We start from the raw sequence: 10,468 nt of genomic DNA, 5'->3' as shown, positions 1-10,468 counted from the left end.
TAACGTGGTTCCTCGGTTCCGGTTGCGCAAGATCGCCGGAATCACGCACCTCTAGCTCAATCGGCAGAGCAACTGACTCTTAATCAGTGGGTTCAGGGTTCAAGTCCCTGGGGGTGCACGAAACGGCCTCGATCCTCTCGCCAGGATCGGGGCTTTTTCATGCATCCGTCGATGCGGCGCCGCCTCAGTTCCGGAGCTCGCCGATCTGCTCACCGTCGATGCCGCTCACGATGAGCCGGTCGCCGTCGATGACGGCCGTGGCGAATCCCGAGAGCCAGGTGTCGACACCGTCGCAGGCCATGAGGGTCGTGGCGAGGCTGTCGGTGGTGATCGTGCCTTCCGTGAGCGTCCAGTTGCCCGCGAGTCGGTTGCAGCCGTCACTGCCCGAGACGCTGCCGTTCTCGGCGAACGTGAGGTGCGGCTGACCCTCGTCTTCGGAGCCCCATGTCGTTGCCACGGTCGACCTCTCGAGCGGCCCGTCGTCGCCGGCGCACCCGGTCAGCACGAGCGCGGCGCCGATCGCGGCAGTGGCGAGCAGAGAGCGGATGAGTGTCGTCGGGAGTCGTCGATCTGTGGCGATCATGCGGAGGCCTTTCGGGGGTTGAACCGGACATACGCAGGATCGCATGACCTGCATGCGATCGGGAAACCGCGTTCCTCGTTCGGGCACTTCTGCTTGGCTGCGGCGAAATGGCCGGTCAGCGGCATTTCCTGAGTGTTCCTCAGGGCTGGGGTGATTCGGCGCTTCGTTCGACCCCAGTTCGGGGTTGATTTCGCTTCGGACGGTGGCCGCCTCGTTCGGGTTGCGGCTAGACAGGTCGAAACCTTGACCTCACGGTCCGGTTGTGCGGGGGCACAGGTGCTGTCGCACACCCACCAGGATCGGCGGCCACGTCACATCTGGAGACTGAAATTGAGCGCATCGCCTGGAATCAGCCCGTTCTCCCTACGACGCCGACCCGAATCGAGACTTCAGCGCACCCTCATCGCGCTGCTCGCACTGATCGGGTTGATCGGCACCCTCTCGCTGGCGAGCTTCGCACCGCCGGCGCAGGCGGTCACCGATGAGGACCCGGCATTCGTGCTCAACCAGAACGACCTCGAGTTCATCCTGCGGCAGATCCAGATCTCCGAGGCGCACGCGGCCGACGCACTCGAGCCGTCGAACTACGAACTGCTCTGCTCCGACCCCGACGACTCGAGCGGCAAGTGCGTGCCGAACCTCATGAACACCTTCGGCGTGCGCACGGTCGACGGCACCTACAACAACCTGGTGGTCGACCAGAGCGAGTTCGGGGCCTCGGACAACACCTTCCCGCGACTGCTCGAACCCCAGTGGCGCCAGGGTGAGACCGTTCCGACAGGCGCTCCGGCGAACAATCCTGCGAACACCGCCGTGTGCGCGAACCCCGGACCCCCTTCGCCCTTCGCGCAGACGTGCTACTCGCAGACCGAGGGCTTCGTGTACGACTCCGAGCCCCGCACGGTCAGCAACCTCGTCGTCGACCAGACGACGAACAACCCGGCGATCCTGAACCAACTCGACGCCGGCACGGCGTCGATCATCCCCGGCACCGACCGCGTGGCCACGCCGAACACCACCGCCGACGAAGAGCTCTCGGCCCCCTTCAACACGTTCATGGGCTTCTTCGGCCAGTTCTTCGACCACGGCCTCGACCTCATCGCCAAGGGTGGTCACGGAACGCTCGTCGTTCCGTTGGAGGAGGACGACCCCCTGTACGACCCGGATTCGAACTCCAACTTCCTGATGCTCACTCGCGCTGACCGCGCCGAAGATGCATCGGGCAACGCCACCAACGAGTACACCAACCTCACGACCCCGTTCATCGACCAGAACCAGACCTATTCGTCGCACCCGTCGCACCAGGTCTTCCTCCGTGAATACGGCGCCGACGGGGTCGACACCGGCCGCCTCATCGAGGGCGACCTCGGCGGCGGCGAGCGCGGCGGCATGGCGACGTGGAACGACGTGAAGGCCCAGGCCCGGAACGTTCTCGGCATCAACCTGACCGACGACGACGTGCTCGCGGTCCCGCAGGTCCTCACCGACCCGTACGGCAACTTCGTCCCGGGCCCCGAGCGGGGGCTTCCGCAGCTGATCGTCGCCACGGACGCGACCGTCGACGGCATCGATTTCGTCGAGGGTGACACCGCAGCGCCGATCTCGACGGCGAACGCGCTTTCGACGGGTCACGCCTTCCTCGATGACATCGCGCACGGCGCCACGCCCCTCTTCGACGCCGAGGGCAACCTCGTTCCCGTGCAGTTCGGCGAGGACGGCAACGTCATCGACCCGGGTATCCCGCTGTTCGACGCGGGTGGCGCACCCGTCAACGACCCGACGCTCACCGGATACGACAACGTCACGCTGGGTGAGCATTTCATCGCCGGCGACGGTCGCGTCAACGAGAACATCGGCCTGACGGCGGTGCACGCGGTGTTCCATGCCGAGCACAACCGCATGGCCGGCCAGATCGAGCGGCTCCTCGCCGGCGAGATGCCCGAGCTTCTGAACGACCAGACCGTGGCCGACCCCGCGCAGCTCGAGGAGTTCGGCAAGGCCTTCCGCGGAGAGGACCACGCGTACCGCTCGGCCAAGGCCGAGAAGACGCTCCCTGGCGCCGAGGCCGACGACTGGACCTACCAGCAGCGGCTCTTCCAGGCCGCGAAGTTCGCGACCGAGATGCAGTACCAGCACCTCGTCTTCGAGGAGTTCGCGCGCAAGGTGGCCCCGACGATCGACGCGGTGGTGTTCAACGAGAACAGCTACAACGCCGGTGTCGACGCGGCGATCACCGCGGAGTTCTCGCAGGTCGTCTACCGTTTCGGCCACTCGATGATGACCGAGGAGATCGGCCGCGAGAGTGTCGTCGGCGGAACACCGGGTCTCGAGGATGTGCCGTTGCTCGACGGCTTCCTCAATCCGGAGGCGTTCAACCTCGGCGGCACGCTCTCTCCCGAGGAGGCCGCCGGATCCATCGTGAACGGCACGACCTCGCGGGTGGGAAGCCAGATCGACGAGCACATCGTCGACACACTGCGGAACAGCCTGCTCGGCCTTCCGCTCGACCTCGCGACGATCAACCTCCTGCGCGGTCGCGACCTCGGAATCCCCGGGCTGCAAGCGGCGCGCACGACGTTCTTCGAGGCGACGGGTGATGCCGACCTGAGGCCCTATGCCAACTGGACGGACTTCGGCCTCAACATCAAGAACGGCAACAACTTCGGGCGCGGCGGCAACAATGCGTCGCTCGTGAACTTCGTCGCGGCGTACGGTTCGCACCCGACGGTGACGGCGGCCACGACGATCGAGCAGAAGCGCGACGCAGCCGCCCTGCTCGTGAACGGCGCGGTCCCCGGTGCGGAGTTCATCTCCCGCTACCCGGGCTCCGACCGCTTCCACACGGCTCAGCTGATCTCCGAGCGGCACTTCGCCGCGGACTCGGTGCAGGTCGCGTACGTGGCGAACGGGATGAACTTCCCCGACGCACTCGCGGGCGGCTCGCTCAACGGACCGATCCTCCTCACCGCCAATGGCGACACGGGCGAGATCCCGCTCCCGACACGCAACGAACTCCTGCGGCTCAATCCCGACCGCATCGTGGTGCTCGGCGGCCCGGGCGCCGTCGGTCCGAAGACGGTGGCGGCGCTCAACGCGCTCTCCACGGTCGATGCGCCGGTCACGCGCCTCTCCGGCAGCGACCGGTTCGCGACGGCCGTCGACATCTCCGCCGAGACCTTCGACGCGCCGGTCGATCGCGTGTTCGTCGCGAACGGCATGAACTTCCCCGACGCCTTGGCGGGCGCAGCGGTGGCAGCTCGCGATGGATCGCCGATCCTGCTCGTGCAGCCGAACACGATCCCGCAGGTCGTGCGTGGTGAACTCGATCGGCTGAACCCGGCCGAGATCGTCGTGCTCGGCTCGTCCGGGGCCGTGAGCAACTCGGTCCAACGCCAGCTGGACGCCTACACGTCAGGCGACGTGGTGCGGCTCGGCGGGAGCAGTCGGTACGAGACCGCGATCGCGATCAGCAAGCACTTCTTCCCGACCGGAGCCGACCGCGTCTACCTCGCGACCGGTGCCAACTTCCCCGACGCCCTCGCGGCGGCCGCGGCAGCCGGCATCAACAGCGCTCCGATCCTCCTCGTGCCGCCGACCGGGCTCACTCCGGCCCTGCGCGCGGAGCTCACCCGACTGGCACCGGCGCAGATCCACATCCTCGGTGGCACGGGCGCGGTGAGTCAGGGCGTCGAGCTGGCGCTCGCCCGCTTCGCACCGCTGCCGCAGCAGGCGCCCGCCGACCGGCTGGCGTTCATGAACGGTACCGGCGCGTGGGCGAACGCCGCGGGTGAGACGGTCACCGGTCTCGAGGACGTCGAGTTCTGGATCGGCGGACTGGCAGAGCGGCTCAACCCGTTCGGCGGCATGCTCGGCTCCACGTTCAACTACGTGTTCGAGTCCCAACTCGAGGCGCTGCAGTTCGGCGACCGGTTCTACTACCTGTTCCGCAACCAGGGCGAGCAGCTGTTCGCCGCACTCGAGGGCAATACGTTCTCGGACATGATCCAGCGGAACACGGATGCGTCGAACCTGCCGGCCGACATCTTCGCCTGGCACGAACCCGGCGTCGACCTCGATATCGACGACCTTCCGAACCCGGTTCCCGCCGGACTCATCGAGGACGTCGACGGAACGTGGCGCTGGAGCGGCGATGAGCACATCGAGCTCCACGGCGGCACCGGGGACGACAGCCTGCGGGGCGACGAGGGCGATGACGCCATCTGGGGCTACCAGGGCGACGACCGCATCGAAGGGGGCGCCGGCAACGACGCACTCGTCGGGGGCCCGGGCCACGACATCATCACCGACTCGTTCGGCGACGACAACATCAAGGGCATGCAGGGCAACGACGCGATCCACATCGGTCCGGGCGTCGACCTCGGCCTCGGCGGCCTCGGTGACGACTTCATCGTGAACGGCGGCGGTGACGGCTCGACGTTCTTCGCCGGCATGGGCAACGACATCCTGCTCGGCACGTCGGGTCGCACGACCGTCATCGGTGGCGAACACGAGGACTGGGTCGAGGGCAGCTCGCACGCCGACCTCCTGCAGGGCGACAACGCCGACCAGTTCCAGAACGACGTGATCGGCGGCAACGACGTCGTGATCGGTCGACTCGGCAACGACGACATCGAAGGTGAGGGTGGCGACGACATCCTCGTCGGCGCAGCCGTCGGCACCGACCGGCACCTGGGCAACATCGGCTTCGACTGGCTGACCTATTACGGTCAGACCCTGCCGGTCACCTCGGACTGGTCGTTCACGCGGACGACCGACCCGAACAACCCGCTGCCGTCGCGGTTCGACCAGCTCGAGGCGCTCTCGGGCGGTGCCGGCGACGACACCCTCCGCGGTCCGCTCGTCGAAGCCGACGACATCGCGCCGAGCGAGATCCCGCTGCACAAGGCGACCGAGGAGACGCTCGCGATGGTCGACGGCCTCACCGGGATGCTGCGCCCGACGGTCGAGGTGAACGGGGTGCAGGTCGCACTCGGCGACTTCTCACTGCCGCTCATGCGCAGCACCCCCGACCTCGACGCCGACGGCGTGCACAAGGTGATGATCGGCGGCCCGGGCAGCGACACCATCGAGGGTCGCGGTGGCAACGACTACCTCGACGGCGACGCGATGCTCCGGGTGCAGCTCGAGAACACCATCACCGGTCAGCGGTTCGACAGCGCCGCGCAGCTCCAGGCGGCGGTCTTCAACGGAACCCTGAACCCGGGTGACATCGATATCGTCCGTGAGATCGTCTACGACGAGAGCGCGAGCGCGATCGACACCGCGTTCTACCGCAACCCGTTCGAGTCCTACACGATCACCCAGGTCGGTCCGGCCGGCTCGGGCTACTGGAGGGTCGAGCACACCCAGGTCGGCGAGGCCGAGGAGAGCGACGGCGTCGACGTCATCCGCGGCTTCGAGCGACTCCAGTTCGCCGACGGTTGCGCAACCGTGAACGTCGAGACGAACACGTGGGAGTCGTGCGAGGTGAGCGCGGTCGTGACGCTCGAGGCGGCTGATCCGTTCAACGAGGGGACCACGGCGACCGCCGGCCTCTTCGAGACCGACGGCGTCACTCCGTTCGACACCTCCGCGGTGACCGCCCTGCGGTACGCCTGGTGGGCCGGCGAGGGTGACACTCCCGAGACGGTGACCGAGTGGGAGGAAGTCATCAACCCGGCCGGGTCCGGATCGAACGAGTTCGTCCTGACGAACGAGACGGTCGGCATGTTCATCCGGGTGACGGTGAGCTACGTCGACGCCGACGGCTTCTTCCGAACGGCGACGTCGGCGACGTCCCCGTCGACCGTCGTGAACGTGAACCAGCCGGGTGCGCTGACCCTCGGCTCGGCAGTGCCGCAGGTCGGGGTCGCGCTCGCGGCCGGCTCGCCGGCCGACGGCGACGGGTTCAGCGAGGACGGCCAGGTCTTCACCTACCAGTGGGCGAGGACGACCGACGACCCGACGGTCGGCGGGGCCACGCCCACCTGGACGCCCATCGACGGGGCCACGGGGAACACCTACAGTCCGGTCGCCGAAGATGCGGGCAGCTGGCTGCAGGTCACCGTCGGATACACCGATCTCCGGGGCACCGACGAGACGGTGTCAGCGCACACCACGACGGCGGTGCAGGTGTCACCGACGCCATAGAGAGAGCGCGGCAGTGGAGCGGGGTCGGTCGAACAGGCCGGCCTCGCTCCGCTGCATGGCGGCAGCGTGACGTCAGTCGTCGAATCCCCGGGCGATGAGGGCGTCGCCGAGCTCGTCGGCCGATTGCAGCGACCGCACGATCACCGGCACGGCGAGCGCCATGATCGAGCCCTGTGCCCCGCGTGCGCGGCGGGCCTCGAGCACCTCTCGCACGATGTCGGCGGTCAGCGGCACGCAGCGGATGGTGAGCGCGAGCACGAGGCCGACGCGATCGGCATCGACCCAGCGGCGGAACGGCGCGAGCAGCGTCACGCACGCGTCGAGCACCGCCGAAACCTGCGTCGTGAGCGTGAACAGTGCGGCGAGGGCCACGGATGCCGCGACACGGCCGCCCATCATCACGGCAGCGGTCCAGCCGCCGAAGAACGCCTGCACGGGCACGGCGACCGCGAGAAGCCAGAGCACGGGAACGATCTGGCGCGCGGCCGCGCGCGGCGGGACGCGCGCGACCGCGAACAGCGCCGCGATGGCGGCGGCCGCGACGGCGAGCTGCCACGGTTCGCGCAGCAGCGTGATCGTCACGACCGCGGCGGCGAGCATGCCGAGCTTCACCACCGCGGGTGCGCGGTGCACGAGCGAGCGGCCCGGAACGTAGAGGCCGATCATGCGATGAGGCTCCGGTAGATGCCCAGGGCAGTGTCGGGCGAGCCGTCGGCGACGACCTCGCCCGCTTCGATCACGACGACCCGGTCGAAGCCCTCGAGGAGCTCGAGCTGGTGTGTGACGACGATGACCTGCTGGGGGAGCGCGTCGAGCAGCTCGGAGATGCGGCGGGCGTTGCGCGCGTCGAGCAGGGTGGTGGGCTCGTCGGCGACGACGAGCGACGGCTCGGCGACGAGCACTGCTGCCAGCGCGAGCAATTGCTTCTGCCCGCCCGAGAGGCGATGCGCGGGGTGGTCGGCGTGGGCGGCGAGGCCGAACCGCTCGAGCGCGTCGGCGACACGGGCAGCGACATCCGCCTTCGAGAGCCCGCGTCGGCGCAGGGTGAAGGCGACGTCCTCGGCGACCGTGGGCATGACGATCTGGCTGTCGGGGTTGGTGAACACGAAGCCGACCTGGCGGCGCACCTCGCGCCCGTTGCGGGCGACGTCGAGCCCGTCGACGCTGACGGTGCCGCGGTCGGGTTTCACGAGCCCGTTCACCATGCGGGCCAGCGTGGACTTGCCCGATCCGTTCGCACCGACGATGCCGATGCGGTGCTCGGTGAGCACGAGGTCGATGCCGCGCAGCACCTCGCGCTCACCATACGCGTGCGTCACCCCGCTGAACTCGATGACGCTCACTTCACGGCCTCCACGAGCATGGCGATCCCTTGTCCGCCGCCGATCGAGCACGCGGCGAGCCCGAGCCGCGCGTCGTCGGAGGCGTGCATGCGGGTGGTGAGCCGCACGAGCAGCAGTGCCCCTGATGCGCCCCACGGATGTCCCAGGGCGATGGCGCCCCCGTCGGCGCAGATCGTCGCCTCGTCGAGCCCGACGGCGTCGCTCACGGCGAGCAGCTGCGCGGCGAACGCCTCGGTGATCTCGACGAACCCGAGGTCGGCGACGGTTGCGCCGGCCCGATCGAGCACCCGATCGATCGCCGGCGCGGCGCCGATGCCGGGCAGGGCGGGGTCGCCCCCGGCCACCGCGGTCGCGACGATCCGCAGGCCGGGCAGACCGAGCTCGGCACGCACGGCCTCGCTCGTCACGGCCATCGCCGCAGCTCCGTCGGCGTTGCCGCACGAGTTTCCCGCCGTGACGGTGCCGTGCGGGCCGAACGCCGGCCGGAACCGGGCGAGCCTCGCCTCGTCGAGGGTGGCGCGGGGGCGGTCATCGGCGTCGATGCCGGCGACCCCGACGAGTTCGGCGTCGAATCGACCGGCTGACCGAGCTGCCGAGGCGAGACGATGCGATCGGGCCGCCCACGCGTCCTGTCGTTCGCGGCTGACGCCGAACCTGGCCGCGAGGTCGTCGGCCGCGGGCCCCATCTCGGGGTCGGGCATGCCCTCGGGCGCGAATGGGGCACGTTCGTAGCGGCGGGTCGGCCCCGTCTCGCCGGTCACGGGCGGCCAGTACCGCCACGGTGCGGTCGATGCCGACTCCGCGCCTCCGGCGAGCACGAGCCGCGCGTCGCCGGCCCGCACCCGCGACGCCGCCTGCAGCACGGCGTCGAGCCCCGAGCCGCATTGCCGGTCGACGGTGACGCCCGGCACGTCGTGCCCGAGGCCGGCGCGCAGCGCCGAGACCCGGGCGAGATCTCCACCCGGCCCCATGGTGTTGCCCAGCACGACGTCGTCGATCGCGACACCCGCAGGCGCGACGGCTTCGGCGACCGCCGTGAGCACGGGCGCTGCGAGGGCGTCGACGGTGTGGCGTGCGAACCCGCGGCCGATGCTGCCGATCGCGGTGCGGCGTGCGGCGACGATGACGGGCGCGTCCATCCGAGTCGAGCCGGTCATGCGCGATCGAACCGATCCGCGTCGAGGCTCCCCGAGGCGAGCGCGGTGGAGAGCATGCCCCGCGCGAGCTTGCCCGAGGAGGTGCGGGGCAGCGCAGCGAGTGAGTACCACGCGCGGGGGCGCTGCGGCGGGGCGAGGGCCGCGCGCGCGGTCGCGATGATCCGGTCACGATCGGCATGCGCAGCGAGCTCGACGATCGCGGCCGGCACCTGACCGTGGTGGGCGTCGGCCACGGCGACGACGGCCACGGCAGCGACGCCGGCGATCGCGGCGATCGCGGCTTCGACGTCTTCGGCGAGCACCGTCGTGCCCGACACGGTGACCGCGGAGTCACCGCGGCCGCGCACGATGAGGCCGCCGTTCGGTCCGGCCTCAGCGCGGTCGCCGACCGACGCGTAGCCTCGCCGGTCTCGGCGCAGGGGGCCTTCGGCGGCGCCGCCGTAGCCGAGCGCGAGGTACGGAGAACGGGCCCAGATCTCGCCGTCGCGGAGTTCCACGTCGACGCCTGGGAACGGCTGCAGGGCGCCTTCGTCGTCGAGCGCGCGGTCGGCGGCTGCGACGAATGAGAGCTCGGCCGCGCCGTAGTACTCGGTGACCGTGATGCCGGCCGCCGATGCCGAGGCGAGGACCGTTGCGGGCAGTGCGGCACCGGCGACGACCGCCCGCCGCGGGCGAAGTCCGCGCGACACGAGCCGAGCGAGCACGGTCGGTGTCGCGTGCACGATGTCGGCGCGCGCGCGATCATCGGTGAGCACGGCACCGAGCCAGATCGTGTGCAGCGCCGCGAAGAGTTGCATGGACACATGCAGCGGGCCGGTGAGCGCGACGGTCGGGTCGGGTCGGTGCCCGCGACGACCGGATCCGGGTCCATCGGCTCCGATCAGGGCGGCGAACGGCCCGAACGAGGTGGTCCACGATGCGAGCGTCCTGGCGACCGGCCGACTGGTTCCCGAGGATCCGCTCGTCATGAGCACGAGGTCGGCACCGGCCGGAAGATCGTCGACGACCGGAGCAGGTGCGGAGGGATCCGCCACGATGACCGGGCGACCGGCCCCGAGGGCGGCCAGGGTCGTGACGAGCACCGCGAGCGTGTCGTCGCCGCGGGCCATCGCGGGCCCTGCGCTCGACGAGAGCGCGCCGGCTTCGGCGTCGACCGCCTCGCGCAGCTCGGCGCGGCTGAGCCGGCGTCCGGCGAGCCGGAGCGCGTCGCCGTCGCCGTCCAGCCAGTCGAGCAT

The 10,468-nt window shown here is 69.9% G+C and carries 6 protein-coding genes and 1 tRNA gene; 2 read left to right on the top strand and 5 right to left on the bottom strand.

The annotated features are described in order from the left end of the window. Positions 1-45: 45 nt before the first annotated feature. Positions 46-118, top strand: a tRNA-Lys gene (locus LSF15_RS11420). 66 nt (positions 119-184) lie between these two features. Here LSF15_RS11420 and LSF15_RS11415 read toward each other — a convergent pair. Further along, positions 185-583, bottom strand: coding sequence for an META domain-containing protein (locus LSF15_RS11415; RefSeq protein ID WP_232498664.1), 399 nt, complete (start codon positions 581-583; stop codon positions 185-187). 330 nt (positions 584-913) lie between these two features. On the opposite strand from LSF15_RS11415, the gene LSF15_RS11410 reads away from it, so the two are divergent. Then, complete coding sequence (locus LSF15_RS11410; RefSeq protein WP_232498663.1) at positions 914-6,733, top strand: peroxidase family protein; 5,820 nt, start codon at positions 914-916, stop codon at positions 6,731-6,733. A gap of 72 nt (positions 6,734-6,805) precedes the next feature. On the opposite strand, the gene LSF15_RS11405 is transcribed toward LSF15_RS11410, so the two are convergent. Genes LSF15_RS11405 through LSF15_RS11390 form a run of 4 tightly spaced genes read right to left on the bottom strand, consistent with a single transcriptional unit; the run spans position 6,806 to position 10,468 of the window. Beyond that, the gene (locus LSF15_RS11405) at positions 6,806-7,399 is read right to left on the bottom strand and encodes an energy-coupling factor transporter transmembrane component T family protein (RefSeq protein ID WP_232498662.1); all 594 of its coding nucleotides are present in this window, start codon (positions 7,397-7,399) and stop codon (positions 6,806-6,808) included. Further along, positions 7,396-8,076 (bottom strand): energy-coupling factor ABC transporter ATP-binding protein, encoded by a 681-nt coding sequence (locus tag LSF15_RS11400; RefSeq protein WP_232498661.1) that lies wholly within the window; start codon positions 8,074-8,076, stop codon positions 7,396-7,398. Before LSF15_RS11400 ends, LSF15_RS11405 begins: the two co-directional genes overlap by 4 nt. After that, positions 8,073-9,233, bottom strand: coding sequence for a thiolase family protein (locus tag LSF15_RS11395; RefSeq protein WP_232498660.1), 1,161 nt, complete (start codon positions 9,231-9,233; stop codon positions 8,073-8,075). The genes LSF15_RS11400 and LSF15_RS11395 overlap by 4 nt, the downstream gene beginning before the upstream one ends. After that, positions 9,230-10,468, bottom strand: coding sequence for an AMP-binding enzyme (locus LSF15_RS11390; RefSeq protein WP_232498659.1), 1,239 nt, complete (start codon positions 10,466-10,468; stop codon positions 9,230-9,232). The genes LSF15_RS11395 and LSF15_RS11390 overlap by 4 nt, the downstream gene beginning before the upstream one ends.

Origin of the sequence: Agromyces humatus, assembly GCF_021228295.1 — a bacterium.
GTDB classification, from domain to species: domain Bacteria; phylum Actinomycetota; class Actinomycetes; order Actinomycetales; family Microbacteriaceae; genus Agromyces; species Agromyces humatus.
Note: the sequence above shows the minus strand (reverse complement) of the source record. Positions and strands in the feature narration are given on the sequence as shown.

Bases quoted from the DNA above. Each gene is read 5' to 3' on its own strand.
- LSF15_RS11390 (WP_232498659.1), bottom strand. From the start codon at position 10,468: ATGCTCGACTGGCTGGACGGCGACGGCGACGCGCTCCGGCTCGCCGGA.
- LSF15_RS11405 (WP_232498662.1), bottom strand. From the start codon at position 7,399: ATGATCGGCCTCTACGTTCCGGGCCGCTCGCTCGTGCACCGCGCACCC.
- LSF15_RS11415 (WP_232498664.1), bottom strand. From the start codon at position 583: ATGATCGCCACAGATCGACGACTCCCGACGACACTCATCCGCTCTCTG.
- LSF15_RS11395 (WP_232498660.1), bottom strand. From the start codon at position 9,233: ATGACCGGCTCGACTCGGATGGACGCGCCCGTCATCGTCGCCGCACGC.